Annotated in this window: 21 protein-coding genes; 12 read left to right on the top strand and 9 right to left on the bottom strand. The window is 65.2% G+C overall.

Annotation, left to right across the window (positions count from 1 at the left end; all coding sequences use genetic code 11):
- The first annotated feature begins 8 nt into the window (after positions 1-8).
- The 3 genes from FHR22_RS09525 to FHR22_RS09515 all read left to right on the top strand — a co-directional run bounded on the left by FHR22_RS09525 (position 9) and on the right by FHR22_RS09515 (position 2,157).
- Positions 9-641, top strand: a complete 633-nt coding sequence (locus FHR22_RS09525) for a hypothetical protein (RefSeq protein WP_166941493.1) — start codon at positions 9-11, stop codon at positions 639-641.
- A gap of 51 nt (positions 642-692) precedes the next feature.
- Positions 693-1,268: a retropepsin-like aspartic protease family protein gene (locus FHR22_RS09520; protein ID WP_166941491.1), complete on the top strand. Its 576-nt coding sequence runs from the start codon at positions 693-695 to the stop codon at positions 1,266-1,268.
- A gap of 223 nt (positions 1,269-1,491) precedes the next feature.
- Positions 1,492-2,157, top strand: a complete 666-nt coding sequence (locus FHR22_RS09515) for an MBL fold metallo-hydrolase (RefSeq protein WP_166941489.1) — start codon at positions 1,492-1,494, stop codon at positions 2,155-2,157.
- Positions 2,158-2,180: 23 nt separating this feature from the next.
- On the opposite strand, the gene FHR22_RS09510 is transcribed toward FHR22_RS09515, so the two are convergent.
- Positions 2,181-2,621, bottom strand: coding sequence for an MAPEG family protein (locus tag FHR22_RS09510; RefSeq protein ID WP_208417600.1), 441 nt, complete (start codon positions 2,619-2,621; stop codon positions 2,181-2,183).
- A gap of 428 nt (positions 2,622-3,049) precedes the next feature.
- On the opposite strand from FHR22_RS09510, the gene rpmF reads away from it, so the two are divergent.
- The 5 genes from rpmF to FHR22_RS09485 all read left to right on the top strand — a co-directional run bounded on the left by rpmF (position 3,050) and on the right by FHR22_RS09485 (position 6,156).
- The gene (gene rpmF / locus FHR22_RS09505) at positions 3,050-3,229 is read left to right on the top strand and encodes a 50S ribosomal protein L32 (RefSeq protein WP_056348227.1); all 180 of its coding nucleotides are present in this window, start codon (positions 3,050-3,052) and stop codon (positions 3,227-3,229) included.
- 23 nt (positions 3,230-3,252) lie between these two features.
- Entirely contained in the window at positions 3,253-4,287 is a 1,035-nt protein-coding gene (gene plsX, locus FHR22_RS09500; RefSeq protein WP_166941487.1) for a phosphate acyltransferase PlsX, read from the top strand.
- Positions 4,284-5,249 (top strand): beta-ketoacyl-ACP synthase 3, encoded by a 966-nt coding sequence (locus FHR22_RS09495; protein WP_166941485.1) that lies wholly within the window; start codon positions 4,284-4,286, stop codon positions 5,247-5,249. Before plsX ends, FHR22_RS09495 begins: the two co-directional genes overlap by 4 nt.
- Positions 5,250-5,437: 188 nt before the next feature.
- Positions 5,438-5,731 carry an integration host factor subunit alpha gene (locus FHR22_RS09490; protein ID WP_054733622.1) on the top strand — a complete coding sequence of 98 codons (294 nt, stop codon included), beginning with the start codon at positions 5,438-5,440 and terminating at the stop codon, positions 5,729-5,731.
- A gap of 14 nt (positions 5,732-5,745) precedes the next feature.
- Positions 5,746-6,156: a MerR family transcriptional regulator gene (locus FHR22_RS09485; RefSeq protein WP_166941483.1), complete on the top strand. Its 411-nt coding sequence runs from the start codon at positions 5,746-5,748 to the stop codon at positions 6,154-6,156.
- A 71-nt stretch (positions 6,157-6,227) separates the two neighbouring features.
- On the opposite strand, the gene FHR22_RS09480 is transcribed toward FHR22_RS09485, so the two are convergent.
- Together FHR22_RS09480 and FHR22_RS09475 are read right to left on the bottom strand one after the other, a co-directional pair.
- On the bottom strand, positions 6,228-6,779 hold the full coding sequence (locus FHR22_RS09480; protein ID WP_166941481.1) for a SixA phosphatase family protein: 552 nt from the start codon (positions 6,777-6,779) through the stop codon (positions 6,228-6,230).
- A 56-nt stretch (positions 6,780-6,835) separates the two neighbouring features.
- Complete coding sequence (locus FHR22_RS09475; protein ID WP_166941479.1) at positions 6,836-9,574, bottom strand: helicase C-terminal domain-containing protein; 2,739 nt, start codon at positions 9,572-9,574, stop codon at positions 6,836-6,838.
- 126 nt (positions 9,575-9,700) lie between these two features.
- Between FHR22_RS09475 and FHR22_RS09470 the strand changes: the two genes are divergently transcribed.
- Positions 9,701-10,135: a DUF4440 domain-containing protein gene (locus tag FHR22_RS09470; RefSeq protein ID WP_166941476.1), complete on the top strand. Its 435-nt coding sequence runs from the start codon at positions 9,701-9,703 to the stop codon at positions 10,133-10,135.
- A 3-nt stretch (positions 10,136-10,138) separates the two neighbouring features.
- Here FHR22_RS09470 and FHR22_RS09465 read toward each other — a convergent pair whose 3' ends face one another.
- A complete protein-coding gene (locus tag FHR22_RS09465; RefSeq protein WP_166941474.1) occupies positions 10,139-10,507 on the bottom strand; it encodes a PilZ domain-containing protein in 369 nt (122 codons plus the stop codon).
- A 492-nt stretch (positions 10,508-10,999) separates the two neighbouring features.
- Here FHR22_RS09465 and FHR22_RS09460 point away from each other — a divergent pair, with 492 nt between their 5' ends.
- Both FHR22_RS09460 and FHR22_RS09455 read left to right on the top strand, forming a co-directional pair.
- Positions 11,000-12,601, top strand: coding sequence for a lysine--tRNA ligase (locus FHR22_RS09460; RefSeq protein WP_166941472.1), 1,602 nt, complete (start codon positions 11,000-11,002; stop codon positions 12,599-12,601).
- The gene (locus tag FHR22_RS09455; RefSeq protein ID WP_166941470.1) at positions 12,598-13,077 is read left to right on the top strand and encodes an asparaginase domain-containing protein; all 480 of its coding nucleotides are present in this window, start codon (positions 12,598-12,600) and stop codon (positions 13,075-13,077) included. The genes FHR22_RS09460 and FHR22_RS09455 overlap by 4 nt, the downstream gene beginning before the upstream one ends.
- A 4-nt stretch (positions 13,078-13,081) precedes the next feature.
- Here the strand turns inward: FHR22_RS09455 and FHR22_RS09450 are convergent, their stop codons facing one another.
- Entirely contained in the window at positions 13,082-14,113 is a 1,032-nt protein-coding gene (locus FHR22_RS09450) for a fatty acid desaturase family protein (protein ID WP_166941468.1), read from the bottom strand.
- 139 nt (positions 14,114-14,252) lie between these two features.
- Between FHR22_RS09450 and FHR22_RS09445 the strand changes: the two genes are divergently transcribed.
- The gene (locus tag FHR22_RS09445; RefSeq protein ID WP_243853630.1) at positions 14,253-16,907 is read left to right on the top strand and encodes an EAL domain-containing protein; all 2,655 of its coding nucleotides are present in this window, start codon (positions 14,253-14,255) and stop codon (positions 16,905-16,907) included.
- Positions 16,908-16,923: 16 nt separating this feature from the next.
- On the opposite strand, the gene FHR22_RS09440 is transcribed toward FHR22_RS09445, so the two are convergent.
- From FHR22_RS09440 to FHR22_RS09425, 4 genes are all read right to left on the bottom strand, one after another.
- The gene (locus tag FHR22_RS09440) at positions 16,924-18,207 is read right to left on the bottom strand and encodes a metal-dependent hydrolase family protein (protein WP_166941466.1); all 1,284 of its coding nucleotides are present in this window, start codon (positions 18,205-18,207) and stop codon (positions 16,924-16,926) included.
- 393 nt (positions 18,208-18,600) lie between these two features.
- Complete coding sequence (locus FHR22_RS09435) at positions 18,601-19,230, bottom strand: YceI family protein (RefSeq protein WP_166941465.1); 630 nt, start codon at positions 19,228-19,230, stop codon at positions 18,601-18,603.
- 52 nt (positions 19,231-19,282) lie between these two features.
- A complete protein-coding gene (locus tag FHR22_RS09430; RefSeq protein WP_166941463.1) occupies positions 19,283-19,720 on the bottom strand; it encodes a hypothetical protein in 438 nt (145 codons plus the stop codon).
- Positions 19,721-20,324: 604 nt separating this feature from the next.
- Positions 20,325-20,771: an RrF2 family transcriptional regulator gene (locus tag FHR22_RS09425; protein ID WP_166941461.1), complete on the bottom strand. Its 447-nt coding sequence runs from the start codon at positions 20,769-20,771 to the stop codon at positions 20,325-20,327.
- Positions 20,772-20,813: the final 42 nt, after the last annotated feature.

The following is a 20,813-nucleotide window of genomic DNA, read 5'->3' as shown; positions in this document are numbered from 1 at the left end:
GTGCAGCCATGGCTGCTACATTGCCGGTCATGCGCGCGTTCTTGATCTCGTCGGCGCTCGTCGCCGCCTTCGCCGCGACACCGGCTCTTGCCGCCGGCGATTGCACCCCCGAACCGCTTCCGCCCGCCGGTGCCGTGCCGCTCGTCGCGATCGAACCCGAAGCGGCCGCCACGCCGTCGCCGCTGGCGCCGATCGCGGCGGATTCGCCCTGGCGCGCCCGCTTCGAGGCGGCGGCGGATGCGCTGTTGCCGGCGCTGCGTTCGGGCGATGCCGCGCGCTGGCAGCCGTTGCTCGGCGGGCGCTGGCTCAGCGAAGGCGACCGCCGGGACGTCGCGGCGCTGCTTCGCGACCGATGCGCGGCCTTCGCGCCGGTGCTGGCCGCGCCGGGCCCCGTCGAACGCCGGATTTTCGGATGGAGCCTGCCCGCGTCCTACTCGGCGGCCGACCGCGCCGAAATCGCTGCGCGGCCCGAGGCCGAGGCGCTCGTCTGCTGGTCGGCGGGGCAGGGCGGCGATAGCGCATGGCCAAAGACCGCGGCCGAGGCCGACAATGCGGCGGGCCGGTCCTATGCCTGCGCGCGGATCGCCTATTCGATGCGCGATGGCGTGCCGGGCTGGCGCGCGTTCGTCGAGCGTGGCTGACCCCGCGCCGGCTTAACCAATAACCAACGAGTGTCTGCGAAAAGGGCGCCCATGTTGGGGCGTTTTCTCGGACTGGCCGCGATCATCGCGGCGCTATCGGTCGGCATGGCGGGCATCGCCGGCCGCTCGATGAACGGCGCCGCCGAGCCGCCCGCCAGCGCCGGGGGCGGCGACGACAATAGCAATTGGACGACCGAGCGAAAGCACCGCGGCGGCTGGTCCTCGGCCGCGCCAGCCAAATTGGCTGCGGGTAAAAGCTCGTCGGGCGCGGTCCGGATCGATCGCGCGGGCGATTCGCATTTCTATGCCGACGCCGACATTGGCGGCACCAGCATCCGCATGATGGTCGACAGCGGCGCATCGATCGTCGCGCTGACGCGCCGCGATGCCGAAACGATCGGCATCGACGTCGATCGGCTGCCGGTCAGCGGCACCGCGCGCACCGCGGGCGGCGATGTGCCGATGCGCACCGTCATGCTCGACAGCGTCGAAATCGGCGGCATCGAAGTCCGCGGCGTCGAAGCGGCGGTGGTCGATGCCGACATGGGTGTCTCGCTGCTCGGGCAGAGCTATCTGGCCAAGCTCGACGCGGTGAATGTCGAAGGCGACACGATGACGCTGCGATAGGGGTGGGGTGGTGAGCTGCCATGAGTTCCACTCACCTTCGTCATCCCGGGCTTGACCCGGGATCCCGCTTTTTTGAGGATAGCGCAGGTTTCGACGTCCAGCGGGACCCCGGATCAAGTCCGGGGTGACGAAAAAGGGAACGGCAACTCCCGGCCGTCACCGGAAACCCCGTCTCCCCCGCGAGCCCTTGCCAATCGGCACGCTTTTCCCCACATCGTCCGCCATGAACGCTCCCAATCCCCCGATGCGCGCCGCGATCGTGCCGGTCACCGCCTTCGAGCAGAATTGCACCCTGATGTGGTGCACCGAAACCAACAAGGGCGCCTTCATCGATCCCGGCGGCGACCTCGACAAGCTGAAGGATGCGGTGCGGCAGACCGGGGTGGAGATCGAGAAGATCCTCGTCACCCATGGCCATATGGACCATTGCGGACAGGCGGGGGTGCTGGCGAAGGAGCTGGGGGTGCCGATCGAAGGGCCGCACGAGGACGACCGCTTCTGGATCGAAGGCCTGGCTACGGCGGGTGAGCGCTTCGGCATGGAAGGCGAAGTATTCGAACCCGACCGCTGGCTCGTCGATGGCGATACCGTGACCGTCGGCAATCTGGTAATCGACGTCATTCATTGCCCGGGGCATACGCCGGGGCACGTCGTTTTCCATCATGCGCCGTCGAAGCTGGCGGTCGTCGGCGATGTATTGTTCCAGGGATCGATCGGGCGCACCGACTTTCCGCGCGGCAATCACCAGCAATTGCTCGATTCGATCACCCGGAAGCTATGGCCGCTGGGCGGCGACACCACCTTTCTGCCCGGGCACGGCCCGCACAGCAATTTCGCGCACGAACGGCGAACGAATCCTTATGTCAGCGACATGGCGTTGGGAAGTTAGATCCTCCCGCACGCTGGCGAGATTTACCGGGCTTCCACCGCGATCGTTTCGGTCACCGCGGTCGAACTGAAGCTCACCGGAGTCAGATAGACGGCAAGCATCGCGGTGATCGCGAGGCCGAGCTGCGTCACGATCGTGATGACCGTGCCCGCCATGCGGCCGCCCTTCATCCCGTCCATGCCCAGCGCGTGCAGGATGCGCCCGACCAGAAAGAGCGCACCCGCGCCCCACAGCCACAATGAAGAACCGATGCCGAGTTCGACGAGCGCGAGCAGGATCAGCACGAAGGCGCTATTCTCGACGAAATTGCTGTGCGCGCGCATGCGGCGGATCACCGCCTCATTGCCGCCGTCGCCGACGAAGATATTCTCGCGCGTCCGCACCCGTCCGACCCGCACGGTCAGCCACAGGTTGAGCAGCGTCGCCCCGGCGGCGATGGTCAGGCTGATCGGCAACAAAATCATATCGGCTCCCCCCATTGTTCGGCCGGTATTCCGGCAGTCCATGGAGATGTGGCACCGCCGACGGGGCAGGGCAAGAAATGCTTCCCTCTCGTTCCTCTACCCCTTCGTCACTCCGGAGTTGATCCGGGGTCCCGCTTTTTGAGACGCCGATTGGCGTCACCCCCGGATCAGGTCCGGGGTGACGAGGCAAGGACAATGATATGTATCGCGCCTCGGGGCTTGCCTTTGCGAGCAAAAACGCTATAGCCGCGCCCGATCCGGCACCCGACACCATCTGGCGTTGAGGCACCTTCCGGCGGAAGATTTTTCGGCCTTTTTCGGGCGGAAACAGCCTTCAGCGCGGCGGGCGGGCCAGTCATTTCCGGCAACGGAAGCGACAAGTCCGGGTTCGCCGATTCGTATGAACATTTGATAATGCAGGAAATATCATGGCCGTCCCCAAGCGTAAAACCTCGCCCTCGAAGCGCGGCATGCGTCGTAGCCACGACAGCCTGAAGGTCGAAGCCTATCAGGAATGCCCGAACTGCGGCGAATTGAAGCGCCCGCACAATCTTTGCAACGCCTGCGGCCATTACAATGGCCGCGAAGTGGTGTCGGTCGGCGCTTAATCATTAAGCCGGAGGGCAGCTGAATGGCACTGACACCGCGAATCGCAATCGATGCGATGGGCGGTGACGTCGGCGTGCGCGTGATGTGCGCCGGCGCCGCAATGGCGCGCCATCAGCACGACGGCCTCCGCTTCCTCCTCGTCGGCGACGAGGTGCGGATCAAGGCGGCGCTCGAAAACCACCCCAATCTGCGCGCGGCGTCGGATATCATCCACACCGACGGCGTGGTGACGGGTGAAGACAAGCCCAGCCAGGCGATCCGCAAGGCGAAAAGCAGCTCGATGGGGCTCGCGATCGACGCCGTGAAGCGCGGCGACGCCGGCGGTGCCGTCTCGGCGGGCAATACCGGCGCCCTGATGGCGATGGCAAAGATCGCGCTGCGCACGATGCCGGGGATCGACCGGCCGGCGCTCGCGGCGCTGCTGCCGACGCTCGGCGACAATGACGTCGTCATGCTCGACCTCGGCGCGAACACCGAGTGCGACGCGACCAACCTGACCCAGTTCGCGGTGATGGGCGCCGCCTATGCGCGCACCGCCATGGGGCTTGATCGCCCGCGCGTCGCGTTGCTCAATATCGGCACCGAAGAACTGAAGGGCACCGACGAAATTCGCGATGCCGCGGCGCTGCTGCGCGAGGCGCAGGGGCTGCCGATGGAGTTCGTCGGCTTCATCGAGGGCGACAAATTGTCGCGCGGTGACGTCGATGTCATCGTCCATGACGGTTTTTCAGGCAATATCGCGCTGAAGACGATCGAGGGGACGGCACGGTTCGTGACCGACCTTCTCCGCCGCGCCTTCACCTCTTCGGTGCGTTCGAAGATCGGGTTTCTGATCTCGCGCCCGGCGACCGAATTGCTGCGCCACCATCTCGACCCCAACAACCACAATGGCGCGGTGTTCCTCGGCCTCAACGGTGTGGTGCTCAAGAGCCATGGCAGCGCGGATGCGAAGGGTGTGGCGAAGGCCGTGCATCTTTGCGCCGAGCTGATCGAAAAGGACATTACGCGTCAGGTGACCGAAGATCTCGCGAATTTCGGAAACGGGTCGGCGAAGTGACGCTTCGCGCGATTCTCACGGGCACCGGCTCGGCGCTGCCGCGCACCCGCGTGTCGAACGCCGAACTGGCTGACCGCGTCGACACCAGCGACGAATGGATCGTCGAACGCACCGGCATCCGTTTCCGCCATATCGCCGAACCCGACGAGACGACCGCAACGCTCGGCGCCGCGGCGGCAAAGGAAGCGCTGGCGGCGGCCGGGCTCGAAGCTGCGGATATCGGCCTGATCATCGTCGCCACAGCGACCCCCGACAACACCTTTCCCGCCAGCGCCACGAAAGTGCAGGCATTGATCGGCGCGCCCGATTGCATCGCGTTCGATGTTGCCGCGGTCTGTTCGGGTTTCCTTTATGCCGTGTCGGTCGCCGATTCCATGCTGCGCACCGGCGCCGCCAGGCATGCGCTGGTGATCGGCAGCGAGACGTTCAGCCGCATCCTCGACTGGGAAGACCGCACGACGTGCGTGCTGTTCGGGGACGGGGCCGGCGCGGTCGTGCTGTCCGCGAAACATGTCGACGACGATCAGGGTATCCTTGCGACGCGGCTGCACGCCGAGGGCAAATATGGCGACATGCTCTATGTCGATGGCGGCCCGTCGACCACCGGCACTGTCGGTCATGTCCGCATGCAGGGACGCGAAGTGTTCCGCCATGCCGTCACCAATCTCGCGTCGGTGCTGGGCGAAGTGATGACCGAAATCGGCCTGTCGCCCGACCAGATCGACTGGATCGTGCCGCATCAGGCGAACAAGCGGATCATCGATGCGACCGCCAAAAAGCTGGGGCTTCCCGCCGAGCGGGTCGTGCTGACCGTCGATCAGCATGCCAATACATCCGCCGCTTCCGTGCCATTGGCACTGGACCTCGCGATGCGCGACGGGCGGATCAAGCGCGGCGATCTGGTGGTGCTCGAAGCAATGGGCGGGGGCTTCACCTGGGGCGCCGCGGTCTTGCGCGTATAGTTTGATGGGAAGCGGGCCGGTGCCGCTCCCACGGCGGTAAAAGAAACTCACCGCGTCAACTTCTCGCTCCATCCGTTTCAGTTTGGCGGATTAATTCGCTTTTGTTACAACATGGGTCGAGACTCGCGACGGTGGGGGCCGTCAGGGATTCAGCAATTCATCCGCTTCAGGAGGGGGAAGGGAAGATCATGACCGCAGGGACACTGACTCGCGCCGACATCGCGACACGGATCAACCAGCAAATCGGGCTGTCGCGCAACGAATCGGCGACCATCGTCGAATCGATTCTCGATCATATGTCGGACGCGCTCGCCGACGGGCAAAATGTGAAGATTTCAGGCTTCGGCACCTTCGTCCTGCGCGACAAGGCGCAGCGTATCGGCCGCAATCCCAAGACCGGTATCGAGGTGCCGATCCTGCCGCGGCGGGTGATGACCTTTCGGGCCAGCCAGACGATGCGTGCTCGCGTCGCCGGCAAATAAGCCCGGCTTCGGCCATGGCTGCTCCTGACGATCCCACTGCGACCGGCTCCGCTGCGACCGGCAAAGCCAGCGGTGCGATGCTCGCGATCGGCGAACTTGCCGAGCGCATCGGCGTGCCGACGCATGTGCTGCGATATTGGGAAACGCGGTTTCCGCAGCTGAAGCCGCTCCAGCGTTCGGGCCGCCGCCGCTATTACCGCGCCGAGGATGCCGCGCTGGCCGAGCGGATTCATCACCTGCTCCATGTGCAAGGCTTCACCGTCGATGGCGCGCGCAAAGCCTTGTCGGAAGGCGATGGAAAGGCGGTAGCCGTCGAAGCGGCGGCGACCGCATCCGTTCCGGCGGGTGGGCGCGGCCCCGATGCGGGCGTGCCGGTCGAGGCACTCGTCGTGCTACGCCAGCGGCTGGTCGCGGCGCTGGGTTAGGGGCGCATCCTGCGCGCGTTTCGTCGCGGTGCTCGAACCATGCGCCGATCTGGATCGTTGCCGTTTCCGGATCAGTCGTCGTCCATCGCCGGCGACAGCGACGGATCGAGGTCGCGCGGGCGGATGAAGGCGGTGAGGCGCGCGATGCCGGTATCGAGCGCCTGCCAGTCGTCGATGTCGAGTTCGAGCCGGGCGAGCGCCGAGGTCGGCAGCTTCTGTTCGACTTGCGCGCGCAGCGCATCGTCCGCCGTGTCGGGAACGAGCATCAGGATCAGATCCTCAAGCCCCGGATTATGACCGGAGATCAGCAAGTTTTCCGCATCGTGGCCGGTCTCGCGAAGCGTGTCGATCAGCGTTGCGGCCGAGGCGAGATAGATGCGCCGGTCCCAATGCGGTTCGAGCCCGTCCAGCTCCGCCGCGGGCTGGAAGATGTCGAGCGTTTGCGTCACGCGCACCGCAGGCGAGGCAATGATGCGGTCGACGGGCAGCTTCTGGCGTTTCAGCCATTGCCCGATCAATTCGGCGCCGCGCTGGCCGCGGGCGTTGATCGGACGGTCGAAATCGCGCTCCACGGCGGCGTCCCAGCCCGATTTGGCGTGGCGCAATATCGTCAAACTCTTCAAAATCTTCCCCACCGCTTCATTTCATGCTCTCGAATTCGCCGCCTTGTGCCGCAAACTCATGACGGTGAAAAGGCAGCATATGCGCTTTTTCGCCGTTCGACATTGGCCGCGGCGACATGATTGACGACGTCGTCGAGCGGCAGGCGGCGGATCGGCGTGCCGTCGGGAAAGGCGGCGAGCAGCCGCGAGGGGAAGCTGGGCGACAGCATCACGAACTGCCCGAAATCGTCGCTGCGGCGGATCAGCCGCCCGAACGCCTGCGCGATGCGGCCGCGGATCACCATATCGTCATAGACGCCGCCGCCCTGTGCGGCGCGGCGGGCGGCGTGGAGGATCGTCGGGCGCGGCCAGGGCACCCCTTCCATCACGACGAGGCGCAGCGAATCGCCGGGCACGTCGACGCCGTCGCGCAACGCATCGGTGCCGAGCAGCGAGGCATGCGGGTCGGCGCGGAAGATGTCGACGAGCGTCCCGGTGTTGAGGGGGTCGACATGTTGCGCATAGAGCGGCAGCCCGGCACGGGCGAGCCGGTCGGCGATGCGCGCGTGGACAATGCGCAGCCGCCGGATCGCGCTGAACAGACCCAGGGCGCCGCCGCCCGACGCCTCGATCAGCCGGCTGTAGGCGCCGGCGAGCGCGGGCAGGTCGCCGCGCGCGATGTCGGTGACGATCAGCACTTCGGACTGGCGGGCATAATCAAACGGGCTCGGCACCGCGAAATGATGGACCGGGCCGTCCATATGCCGCGCGCCGGTGCGGATATCGGCTTCGGCCCAGCCGCCCGAGATATGGCTGCCCCCGCGCAAGGTCGCCGAGGTGACGAGTACGCCCTGCGCCGGGCGATAGACCGCCTCGGCGACCGGCCGCGCGGGGTCCAGCCAATGGCGGTGGAGGCCGCAATCATACTCGCGCCCGTCGAAGCGGTCGACCGCCAGCCAATCGACGAAATCGGGGTCGGCAGGCCCGCCGACGCGGCCGAGCAGCGACAGCCAGCCGCCCAATGTGTCGATCCGCGTGCCCAGGCTGTGGCGCGCGCCATCGACCCGCGCCCGTGCCTGGCCGTCGAGCCAGTCGGGCGGATCGTCGACCAGCGCGTCGAGCCGCTTGCCGAGCGTCATCAACGGGCGGAGCAGCGCCTCGATCGCATCGCTCGCGCTCGCCGCCGCCGTAACGAGCGCGGCATCGGGATCGGCCAGCTCGGTTTCGAGGCCATAGCCGCTGTCGGCGGTTTTCGCCTCGACAGCGCGCGCGTAAACCTGCCCGCGCACCGCGACGAGCAGCCGCTCGATCGCCCCCCACGGGTCATTTTCGGACAAGCGGCCGAGCCAGCCGTCGCCGGGCAGTTCGCCCGCCGCGGCGATTGCCGCCTGGATCGCGCGGTCACCCGCTTCGTCATAGCTCGCGACATCGGCGAGCCGCGCCGCGAGCCCGCGCCGCCGCCCGCGCGACTTGCCCTCGGGTCCCAGCACCCAGCGGCGGATTTCTACCGCTTCCTGGCCCGTCAGCGCCGACGCGAACATGCTGTCGGCGGCATCCCACAGATGATGGCCTTCGTCGAAGATCAGCCGTGTCGCCGCCGCGCCGGCATCACGCGGGCGCGCCGCCTGCACCATCGTCAGCGCATGGTTGGCGATGACGATATCGGCCTGCGTCGCGGCGCGCGCCGAGCGTTCGATGAAGCATTTGCGGAAATGCGGACAACCCGCATAGATGCACTCGCCGCGGCGGTCGGTCAGCGCGGTCGTGCCGTTGCGGCGGAACAGCGCGGGCAGCCAGCCGGGCAGGTCGCCGCCGACCATATCGCCGTCGCGCGTATAGGCAGCCCAGCGCGCGACCAGCTGCGCGAGGATTGCGGCGCGCCCCGAAAAACCGCCCTGCAACGCATCCTCCAGATTGAGCAGGCAGAGATAATTTTCGCGCCCCTTACGCACGACGACCTTTTCGCGGTGCGTCGCGGCGTCGGGGTAGAGCCGTTCGGTTTCGCGCGACAACTGGCGTTGCAGCGCCTTGGTGAAGGTCGAAATACAGACGCTGCCCGCCGACTGGTCGATCCACTGCTTGGCGGGGGCGAGATAGCCCAACGTCTTGCCGATTCCGGTACCTGCCTCCGCGACCAGCATCTGCGGCGCATCCTTGCGCTCGCGCGGTTCGAAGATCGCGGCGGTGGCGCGCGCATAATCCTGCTGCCCCGGCCGCCGCTCGGCACCGTCGCCGGTCAACCGGTCGAGCCGCGCGGCGACGTCGGCTTCGGCGATCCGCACCTGGCGCGGTGCCGCGCGCGGCGGCAGTTCCTCCCACTCGGGCAGGCGGGCGAACAGCCAGCGATCGGCCTTTTCAGGTGCCGCGAGGCGCGGCTGGATCAGCGGCGCCCACGGCCAGCGCTGGCGCGCGAGCGATTGCAGGCCGTGCCACGCGCCTTCGCGTTCGGGCCAATCGCTATCGAGGCTTGCCAGCATCGCCGCGGTGGCGAGCGGCAGGAAAGCGGCGATGTCTTCCTCGGCCTTCGGCGGCGCCAGTCCGATCGCTGCGGCGATCCCGGCCGGGGTCGGAACCGCGAAGCGTGCCGGATAGAGGAAGGCGAACAGTTCGAGCAGGTCGAGCCCCGAAAGCTCGGGATAACCGAGCCGGTCACCGGTCAGCGTCGCGCCGAGCAACAGGTGCGGCGTTGCCGCGACCGCCGCGATCGCTTCGCCGCGCCCGACGCGCTGCACGCGTCCCGCCGTATCGGCGATCCAGATGCCGACATGGCTCGCATGGATGGCGGGAAGGGAGAGGGGAGCTGGAGCGGGCTGCACCGCGCCAGACTAGGGACAAAAGGCGAACGCGGCAAGGCAGGTGGGGCGCAGTGCGACGCTTTCTTCTTGCGATGGATGGGAAAAGCAGGATGATTTTCTGCAGGACCAGGGCGAAAGGACACTTAAATGAGCGAAGAAGCGGCGATCGGCGCGGTGATCGACGAGATGTATGCGATGATCTCGGGACCGAAGGGACCGCGTGACTGGTCGCGGCAGGCAAATTGCTTTCATCCCGACGCGCGCCAGATCCGGACGTCGGCGGGCCCCGACGGACGCGCGACCTTCCGCAGCATGGGGCTCGCCGACTATGCCCGCGATACGACGCCCTTCTTTGCCGAGAATGATTTTTTCGAGATAGAGATCGCGCGGCGGATCGATGTGCTCGGCAATATCGCGCACGCATGGAGCGCCTATGAGGCGCGCGCCGCGCTGGACGATGCAAAGCCCGAACGGCGCGGGATCAATTCGATCCAGCTGTTCAGGGACCCCGATCGCGGCTGGCGGATCATGGCGATGATCTGGGACAATGAGCGCGACGGCGTCGCCATCGCGCCCTTCTGATGCTCAGCTGAGGCCGCGGCGGCCGAAACCCGTGGGGCGATTGGCGAGGAACATCTGCCCGGGGGCAATCGCCGTGGCGCCGCGCGCGCGTTCGAGCGCCTTGTGCAGCGGGCCGCTCGTCAGTTCATAAGGGAAACGCACGCCCATGCGGTCATATTCGGCCCACATCACGACGGCGTAGACCGTCTGCCCGGCATAGTGGATTTCGCAGCGCGTCCGTTCGGGCAGCGTCGCTCCATCGATGCGCGCCCCGCCTTCGGACAGGTCGCAGATGCGCCCCTCGACATGGTTGAGCACACCGTTGACGGTGACGTCGAGGGCGACGCTGGTGCGAATATGGCGCCGGGCCGAGGGCGAGCGAGCATGTGTCATGGCGGCAAGGCTAGAGCGAGATGGTAAATTTCGGGTAACCATGATGGATGTGTTGTGGAGGTGAGCGACTTTGTCATTGGCAGGGCAGTGGGCGCGGCGGTTAGCGGCTGGAAGTGGACGTTTGCGCATCTTTACCACGTCATTCCCGCGAAGGCGGGAATCCCGCTTTTCCCTGCACCGTCGTCAAGCGGGATCCCCGCCTTCGCGGGGATGACGAAGGAAGGCTAAGGCAACTCCCCACCCCAAAGCCGCCATCACCATCCACGCGCCCGATAGCGCTTTCCTATATTATCCGGCCGTGCTTGGACGGTGCGATGTTTCACCTCACTCATCCTGCTAAAGCCACAAAGGACGCAAAAACACCGCGCGCACGCGGGTCTTTTGAGGCTTTAAGCGCCTCCCAAAGTAGGGCGAATATGCGATTCCCGAGTGAAGTTGCGCAGAATTCCGTGCTTCTTCCCATTGTGCCTTCTTCCCGCTATGGGCGCTGCCATGACTGACTTGCATCTTCACCCGTCGCTGCGCGAACCCGCGCAAACGTCCAAGGCCTGGCCGTTCGAGGAAGCGCGCAAGCTGGTCAAACGCTATCCCGCGGGCAAGCCCGGCGGGTCCCCTGTGTTGTTCGAGACCGGCTATGGGCCGTCGGGGCTGCCGCATATCGGCACCTTCAACGAAGTGCTACGCACGACGATGGTTCGCCGCGCCTATGAGGCGCTGACCGGCGGCGCGCCGACGCGGCTCGTTGCGTTCAGCGACGATATGGACGGCCTCCGCAAGGTGCCCGACAATGTGCCGAACGGCGACATGCTGCGCGAATATCTCGGCAAGCCGCTCACCGGCATTCCCGATCCGTTCGGAAAATATGAAAGTTTTGCGCATCATAACAACGCGATGCTGCGCGAGTTTCTCGACCGGTTTGACTTCGACTATGAATTCGTCAGCTCGACCGAACGCTATCAGGCGGGCGCGTTCGACGACGCGCTGAAGAATGTCCTGCGTCACAATCAGGACATCCTCGACATCATGCTGCCGACGCTGCGCGCCGAGCGTGCCGCGACCTATTCGCCGATCCTGCCGGTAAGCCCGAAGTCGGGTATCGTATTGCAGGTTCCGGTGACCGTTGTCGATGCCGACGCCGGCCTCGTTTCGTTCGAGGATGAGGGCGAGACGATCACCCACTCGATCCTCGGCGGCGGCGCGAAGCTGCAATGGAAGGTCGACTGGGCGATGCGCTGGGTCGCGCTCGGCGTCGATTATGAAATGTACGGCAAGGATCTGACCGACAGTGGCGTCCAGTCGGGCAAGATCGCCCGCGCGCTCGGCGGGCAAAAGCCCGAAGGGCTGATCTACGAGATGTTCCTCGACGAAAAGGGCGAAAAGATTTCGAAGTCGAAGGGCAATGGCCTCAGCCTCGAACAATGGCTCGACTATGGCAGCGAGGAAAGCCTCGCTTTCTTCGCCTATCGTGAGCCGAAGGCGGCGAAGCAGCTCCATATCGGAGTGATCCCGAAGGCGGTCGACGAATATCTGCAGATGCGCGGCAATTATCCGGCGCAGGAACCCGACAAGCGCCTCGGCAACCCCGCGCATCACGTCCATGTCGCGCGCGGCGAACAGGTGCCCGCGACCGAGCTTCCGGTGACTTTCGGGCTGCTGCTCAACCTTGTCGGGGTGATGGGCGCCGATGCGTCGAAGGATCAGATCTGGCGCTATCTCGGCCAATATGTCGAAGGCGCGAATGCCGTAACCTATCCCGAGCTCGACCGGCTGATCGACAATGCGATGGCGTATAACCGCGATTATGTCGCGCCGACGCTCAATCGCCGCAAGCCGCAGGGCGGCGAGGATGCGGCGCTGCGCGACCTCGACCAAAAGCTGGCGGCGCTGCCCGCCGACGCGTCTGCCGACGATATCCAGAATATTGTGTATGAGATTGGCAAGAACGAGGCCTATGGCTTTGAAAGTCTGCGCGATTGGTTCAAGGCACTCTACGAGACCCTGCTTGGATCGAGCGCCGGGCCGCGCATGGGCAGCTTCATTGCGCTGTTCGGGATCGACAACACGCGGCGGCTGATTGCCGAGGCCTTGGCATGATCGACATTTTCACGACCGGCGGGACGATCGATAAAGTCTATTTCGACGCGCTGTCGGAGTTCCAGATCGGCCCCGCGGCGATCCCCGACATGCTGCGCGAAAACAACGTCCATGTCCCGCATCGCGTCACTCAGTTGATGCGCAAGGACAGCCTGGAGTTGGACGACGCCGACCGCGCGGCGATCCGCGTCGCGGTGGCGGCGAGCGAGGCGGCGCATATCCTCGTTACCCACGGCACCGACACGATGGTCGTCACCGGGCGCGTGCTTGCTGGCATCGCGGGCAAGACGATCGTGCTGACGGGGGCGATGCAGCCCGCGTCGGTGCGTGCGAGCGATGCCGAATTCAACGTCGGCTTCGCGCTGGCGGCGGTGCAGACGCTGCCGCCCGGCGTCTATGTCGCGATGAACGGGATGATCTTCGACCCCGAAAAGACCGTGAAAGACCGCGCGGGCGCGCGCTTCGTCGAGGAATAGGCGCTCAGCCCTTGGCCATGACCTGGCGCAGCACGGCGCGGTAATTGGGCGCGATCGTCATCGCCTCATGCTTGCCCTGTTCGCCGAGCATCGCGTGGACTGCGGGCAGGCGATAACAGGGCACGCCCATGAACAGATGATGTTCGGCGTGATAATTGACCCAATAGGGCGCGACGGTCGCGCGTGCGATCCAGCCCGCATGCGTCGTGCGGGCATGGGTGAAGGGATTCTGGCTCCCCGTCGTCGTGCACGCATGCTCGGCGATATTGCGGATACGCAGGTACAGCTGGAACGTCGTCGCCAGCCCCGCGAGCCAAAGCAGATAGGGCGTCCAGCCATAGAGCAGCAGCGACGCCGCGAGCAGCACCGCCTGCACGACCAGGAACCGCCCGACCGCGCGGGCGACCGCCATCGCGCCGGCGACATCGACCGTCGGCGACGTCACGCCGTCGTCGGACTGTTTGTTGAACGGGGTTCCGGCCTTGGTGCTCTTTGCGCCCTGTTCGGCCTTTTCGCCGCGCAGCATCGCCTTCAGCCCGGCGAATGCGAAGCCGAATTGCGCCATGCGCTGCTTGAAAAAGGTCTGTCCTGTCAGGTCGCGCAATATCTTGCGCCCCAGGCTCGCGCGCGTCGTCGGAAAGGGCTTCGACAGCGACAGGTCGGGGTCTTCGGGCTGCTGGGTGAATTTGTGATGCTGAAGGTGATAGGTGCGGTAGGCGATCAGATCCGATCCGACCGCCGCGCCGGTGAGCCATTGACCGAGGAAATTGTTCGTCTTGCGGTTCGGATGCAGCAGGCCGTGCGCGGCGTCGTGCATCAGGATCGCCAGCCCCAGCTGGCGTCCGCCGACGAGCAGGATCGAGAGCAGCCATGCCGCGGGATTCTGGGTCCACGCGGCAAGTCCGACCACCGCAATGCTGATGATCCACGCATGCGCGACAAGCCACATTCCGCGCCAGCGCGATGCGGCTGTGATCGCCGACCAGTGGCTGCGATCGAAGAAGCGGTCGGGGGGCAGGAGGCGGACGGCGGGCATGGGTCCGCTATATCAAGTTGCGAAGCGAAACGGAACATCTTCCATTTCGGCACGATAATGGGGCATTTCGCCTTTTGCGATAAGGATTTGGCAATCCCTTTCCGACAGAGGTTTCCGAACTTCTGGAGACCGAGAAAGAATGGAATTGGGGGCTCAGCGCAAGATTGTTCGGCCGGTCGTGAGCGACCTGTCCGCAGACGAATCGCTGTTCGATTCGCCTGAATTCGTGACGCGCCTGATGCGCGTGGCGCAGCTGTGGCATTATGTGCTCATCGGCCGCGCGCTGAGCTTCTTCGTCTTCGCCTTTGTCCCCGGTGTCGCCGGGTTCCTCCACAATCCGTCGCAATGGCTGGTGATGGCGGTGGGTCTGCTGTGCGACCTGGCGCTCACCGTCATCGGGCAGGCGATGCGCAAACCGCGTGGCTCGCATCCGGACCTCCTGAAGCGGGTCACCACGGCGAGCATGGCGCTGATCGCCTTCGGTACATTGTTCAACGCCGCCGCAATGTTTGCAGCGATCGCGGTCCCCGACGGGCGCTTCTTTTTCGATGCCTTCACCGCGATCCAGGTCGGGTCGATTCTGGTCGCGGCATCGGCGGTGGCGATCGCGCGCCCGGCGTTTTTCGCCTTTGCCGGTGCGACCGCATTTGGCGGCGCGATCGGGGTCGCGTCATGGCCCTTTGCGGTCGCGGGGCTCGTCTTCATGGGCCTGCTCATCGTGATGATGTGCGAGGATATCCGCCACCAGCGCCGAGCGACGCGCGCACTTGTGCTCGCGGTCAGTGATCAGCAGCGCGCGCTCGGTCTCGTCCGCGATTTCGAGCGTGCGGGGCGCGGCTGGTTCTGGGAAACCGACCGCTATGGCCAGCTCGTCTATATCTCGCCGACCGTCGCGGCGAAGCTTGGGTTTTCGCTGTCGGATATCCTCGGCCGGCCTTTTACCGACATCATCCGAAAACGCATCGGCAATGACGAGAGTGAGGAGCGCACCCTGGGCTTCAGCCTGTCGTCGCGAACCCCGTTCAATGAACTGACCGTTCAGGCGGCGGTACCCGGCGAGGAGCGCTGGTGGTCGATTTCGGGCAACCCGATCAGCAACGAGCTTGGCAATTTCCAGGGATTTCGCGGCAGCGGCACCGACCTTACCGAACAGAAGAGGTCGGAGCGCGAGATCAACCAGCTTGTGCGCTACGACACGCTGACGGGGCTCGCGAATCGCCTTCACATCACCGACCTGCTCGACCGGGCGCTGCGCAGCCACACGGGGCAGGCGCAGCCCTGCGCGCTGCTGCTGATGGACCTCGACCGCTTCAAGGCGGTGAACGATACGCTGGGACATCCGGTTGGTGACCAGCTGCTGCAACAAGTCGCTGGACGGCTGACCCAGATCGTCGGCGATAAAGGGCAGGTCGGGCGGCTCGGCGGCGACGAATTCCAGATCGTGCTGCCGCAGATCACGCAGGCCGAAAAGCTCGCGGGTATCGCCAACGCGATCATCCTCAGCCTCGCCAAACCCTTTGCGATCGAAGGCGAGCAGGTGCGGATCGGCTCGTCGATCGGCATAGCGGTGTCGCATGGCCAGGGGGTGCCGGCCGCCGCGCTGGTTCGCAACTCCGACCTGGCGCTCTACGCCGCGAAGGATGCCGGGCGCGGCGTCTATCGTTTCTATGCCGACGCGATGCACAATCAGGCGAGCGAGCGCAAGGCGATCGAGGACGCGCTGCGCGACGCGCTCGCCAAGGATGAGTTGACGCTGCTTTACCAGCCGATCGTCGACGTCGGCACCGAACGGATTTCGGGGTTCGAAGCACTCATCCGCTGGCACCGCGAGGCCGAGGGCGTGATCAGCCCGTCGAAATTCATTCCGATTGCCGAGGAATCGAACCTGATCATCCCGATCGGCGAATGGATCATCCGCACCGCCTGCGCGACGATCGCGCGATTGGGTCCCGGTTACCGCGTCGCAGTCAATGTCTCGCCGCGGCAGTTCGCCAACGAAAAGCTGCCCGCGACGATCATGAGCGCGGTTTCGGCCGCGGCGATCATGCCCGACCAGCTCGAGCTCGAGATTACCGAGGGCGTCTTCCTCGACGAAAGCCCCGAAAATCTGGCGATGTTCCAAAAGCTGAAGCGGACCGGGGTGCGCCTGGCGCTGGACGATTTCGGAACCGGCTATTCCGCGCTCGGCTATCTGAAAAAGGCGCCGTTCGACAAGATCAAGATCGATCAGAGCTTTGTGCTCGGCGCCGCCGACCCGAATAGCATGAACGCCGCGATCATCTCGTCGATCGTCGGTCTTGCGACCGCGCTCGACATGGAAACCACTGCCGAGGGGGTGGAGACGCACGACGATCTGGCGCTGATCCGCGGCCTCGGTTGCAGCCACGTCCAAGGCTATATCTATGGCAAGCCGATGGAATTGGACGAGGTGCTGGCGCTGCTGCGCGCGGGTGGCGGGCGCGTCGAGGCGAAGGGGTATAAAAGTGCGCGCGAACCGCGGCGCACCACCTTCCGCACGATCCAGGTCACAAGCGGCGGCTATCAATATGAAGCGATCGTCCGCAACATGTCGTCGCGCGGCGCGCTGATCGAAGGATTGTGGAATGTTCCGGCGGGCACCGACCTGATCCTCGAATTCGGTTCCGAATTCAGGCTCGACGCGCAGGCGCGCTGGTCGACCGAAAACCGCGTCGGCGTGCAGTTCGCCGAAGCCGTCGATATCGAAGCGGTGATCAGCCCGGTGCAGACGCGCACAGCATCGGCGACGCGGCCGCGAATCCAGCGCGTCGCCTGATTCCGCGCGGATATCGTCAGTCGGCGATCCGGCCGCGGACCATCACCCAATCGACTTTTTCGAGCGTCGTGACGTCGCTCAGCGGGTCGCCGCTGACCGCGATCATGTCGGCCGACATGCCCGGCGCAATCCGGCCGATTTCGCCCTCCATCGATAGCACCCGCGCCGCGACGGTCGTCGCGCTGGCCAACGCCTCGCGCGGGGTGAGCCCGGCTTTCACGAGCAGCGCAAACTCGCCGCCGTTGCGGCCATGTTCGAAGACACCGGCATCGGTGCCGAACGCGATGGGGACGCCCAGCGCCTTGGCGCGGCCGACGGCCTTGCCGACTTCGCCCAGCGTCATGCGGATCTTCGTCTCGACGGTCGGGGTATAAATGCCCTTGCCGAGCCCGGCGCGAACGCCCTCGAACGCCATCAGCGTCGGGACCAGATAGCTGCCCTTTGCCTTCATGACCTTGAGCGCCGCATCGTCGGCGAAGGTGCCATGTTCGATGCTGTCGATCCCCGCCGCCGCGGCCGATTCGATACCGCGCGCGCCATGCGCATGCGCCATCACCTTCAGGCCGAGCGAGTGGGCGGTGTCGGAGATGCTTTGCAGTTCGCTGCTGGTGAAATGTCCTTCGAGGCCGCGGCCCTGCTGCGACAGCACGCCGCCGGTCGCGGTGATCTTGATGACGTCGGCGCCCGCGCGTGAGGCCTTGCGAACCTTTTCGGCGCATTCGAGCGCGCCGGTACAGGTGTAACCCTGGTCGAGCACGGCGTGCACATCTTCGCGAAAGCCGGTCACGTCGCCATGCCCGCCGATGATCGACAGCGGCGGTCCCGCGGCGACGATACGCGGTCCTTCGATGAAGCCGTTCGCGGTGCCGCGACGCAGCGAAAAGGCGGTATATTGGGCCGATCCCGCCTCGCGCACCGTGGTGAAGCCCGCGCGCAGCGTGATGGCGGCGTTCTTTGCGCCGACGATGACGCCCCATTCGGCGGGTTCGACCGCCTCGGCGCGATAATCGCCGCCGGGATCGCCGGTCAGGTGGACGTGCAGGTCGATGAGGCCGGGGAGCAATGTCTTGTCGCCCAGATCGATGACCTCGGCGCCGGCCGGGGCGGCGGCGCGGCCGGGAGTGATCGCCGTGATGCGGTCGTCGGTAATGGTAATGGTCGAGGGACCTTGCGCCGGCTTGTCGGCATCGGTGATGATGCGGCCGGCATAGACGATGGTGGTTTTCGCGTGCGCCGTCGTGCCGAGAAGCGCGAGTGCCGCGACCGCGACCGCGACCGCTACCATTCCCAATTTACGCATGAAGTCTCCCCTGTCTGATCTCGCCACCGTGGCGCGGCGGGCGGGGGAGGGCAAGGGGGGAGAGGCGTGCGCGAGTCGTTTCCCGGTCCGGCTCTAAAGCCACAAAGGCCCCGTATGCGGGCATCGATTTTGTGTCCTTTGTGGCCTTAAGCCGACAAAAGATACGCATGCGCACGCGAAAAATGTCTCCTTTGCCTCTTTAAGAGGGGGTGCGGAAGCCGACGATTTCAAAGAATGATCACCAGGCTGGCACGGCGCGATAATGTAGGACAGCGGTATTTTATGGACAGCGAATTTCGGCTTTGACGTGGGAAGCGGATGTTCCTCCACAATAACCGGTCATCCCGGCCTTCGCCGGGATGACGATGAAATATTACGTCGCGTCACGAAGCCTTATTGTTTCTCGAACGCCGCATGGATCTCGAGTTCGACCGCGTCGCTGACCATCGGGATGCCGTAGGCGATGCCGAAATCGCTGCGTTTGATCGTCGTTTCGGCCTGGAAACCGACGGTTTCCTTCTTGTTCATGCCCGCGCCGGCGCCATGGAAATCGACGTCGAGGGTGACGGGCCTGGTCACGCCGTTGAGCGTCAGGTTGCCGGTGACCTTCGCTTCGTCGCCGTCATCGTCGAGGACGACGGCGGTCGAGACGAATTTGGCGTCGGCGGGCGCGGCGCCGAAGAAATCGGGCTTGCCGCCATCCTTGCCCGCGCGCAGCAGATGCGCGGTCAGGCCGGCGTTGGCGGTGGTGAGCTTGGCGACGGGAATCGTCACATCGACCTTCGACGCGACGGGATTGGCGGGGTCGAGGATGAGCGTGCCGGTGACGTCGCCGAAGATGCCGCTATATTTGCTGAAGCCCAGATGATCGACTTCCCAGACGACCATCGTGTGCGCAGGGTCGGCGGCATAGGTGCCCGCGGTGACGCGCGTCCGGTCGGGCTGACCGGGAATCTGCGGTGCATTTTGCGCGATGACGGGAACCGCGATGGCAGCGGCGAGAGCGAGAAGGGGGAGGCGCATGACGAACTCCTGTTTCGGGGAACGTCAGGCTATGCTGGCGAGCCCGCCGCCGTCAATCGTCCTTGTTCTGCCCCGCATACATGCGCCGTTCCTCGAACCATTGGCGGAGCGCCGCCGACGCGCAGCCGGTGAAGCCGTAGCTCCCGACGGGCGAGCAGCTGTTGGGGCGGGTAGTGCGCGCGATATTGTCATAACCCTCGACCGCCGAGGCCCAGCTGCCGCCGCCGACGGGGGCGTCGTCCTTCAGTTCCTCGCGGAGTTCCTTGGGCACGCGGTAGCGTTCGGACTCGGGTTGCTGCGCGCAGACGACGATCTCTTCGCCCGTCGATTCAGGGCACTGGTCATCGCCATAGGTGATGAGAAAGGAGAATTTTTCCGGCGGCTCGGCCGATTGGGCGAGCGTCGGATCGGCATGCGCCGGTGCGGCGAAGGCGAGGGCCGCGAGCAAGGGAAACAGGAGGCGGGCAGGCTGGATCATCGTCGTCGTCATTCCCTCACACCATCCCCGCCCGTCATGCTAATCCGGCGAGATGAACCTAAGCCGAACCTTTGCGGGGCGTGGCGGGCGGCCGGTCGGTTCTCTTACATGGGGATTTGTTCGGAAAAACCAAGGGTTGCGGTGAATGGCGGCTTTGGGGTGGGAAACTGCCATGAGCTCCACTCACCTTCGTCACCCCGGACTTGATCCGGGGTCCCGCTGGACGTCGAAATCTGCGCTACCCTCAAGAAAGCGGGATCCCGGATCAAGCCCGGGATGACGAAAAAGGAAACGGCAACTCCCGGCCGGAAGCGGTCAATGGCGTCTTAGTTTGCAGGGAATATAGCGGCCTTCCGATTCCCTCTTGCGCAAATCGCGCCTGCTGCCCACATTGTTCCTATCGTCAACAAGCGAAAGGAGGTGGTCGAATGTCTCATTGTCATATGCCGCGCGCAGCAGGAAATTTGAGCATGGCCTTCCTTGCGGGGGTTCGGCTCGGTTAAGCTGTCCGCGTCAAGCAAGACAATGGAAGGGTCGTCCGCGAGGGCGGCCCTTCATTGTATCGGCACCGGGGGTTTTGCGGCGCGGCGCGAGTGCGCCGCTATCGGGAAGGCGGTTATTGCGCCGCCTCTTCCGTCTCGAAAATCGGTTCGGACGCGATCGGATCGGCCAGCGTGATGCGATCGAGGATCGCGGCGGTATCGTCGCGCACCTTCAGCATCAGGCTGCGCATCCGGCAGTCCTTTTCCGGCAGGCAATTCTTGCAATGTTCGTGCGCGTTGCGGCTGGCGCACGGAACGAGCGCGAGCGAGCCGCGCGTCAGCCGGACCAGGTCACCATAGCTGATGTCGACCGGCGGCAGCGCAAGCTGGTACCCGCCGTCGCGCCCGCGCTGCGACAGCAGCAACCCTTCGCGCGCCATTTCCGACAGGATCACGGTCAGGAATTTGGGCGGAATATTCTGCGCATCGGCAATGTCCGCGAGTTGCACCTGTCCCTTGCCCCAATGATCGGCAAGGTGCTGAAAGGCACGGATCGTATAGCGGGTCTTCTGCGAGAGCATGACGACGTCCTGTGACATATTCAGCCTTAATTCAACCTGTCT

Origin of the sequence: Sphingopyxis panaciterrae (assembly GCF_011762125.1) — a bacterium.
In the GTDB taxonomy this organism is placed as follows: Bacteria; Pseudomonadota; Alphaproteobacteria; order Sphingomonadales; family Sphingomonadaceae; genus Sphingopyxis; species Sphingopyxis panaciterrae.
The sequence above is the reverse complement of the archived record's forward strand: the minus strand, read 5'-3'. Positions and strand labels throughout refer to the sequence as shown.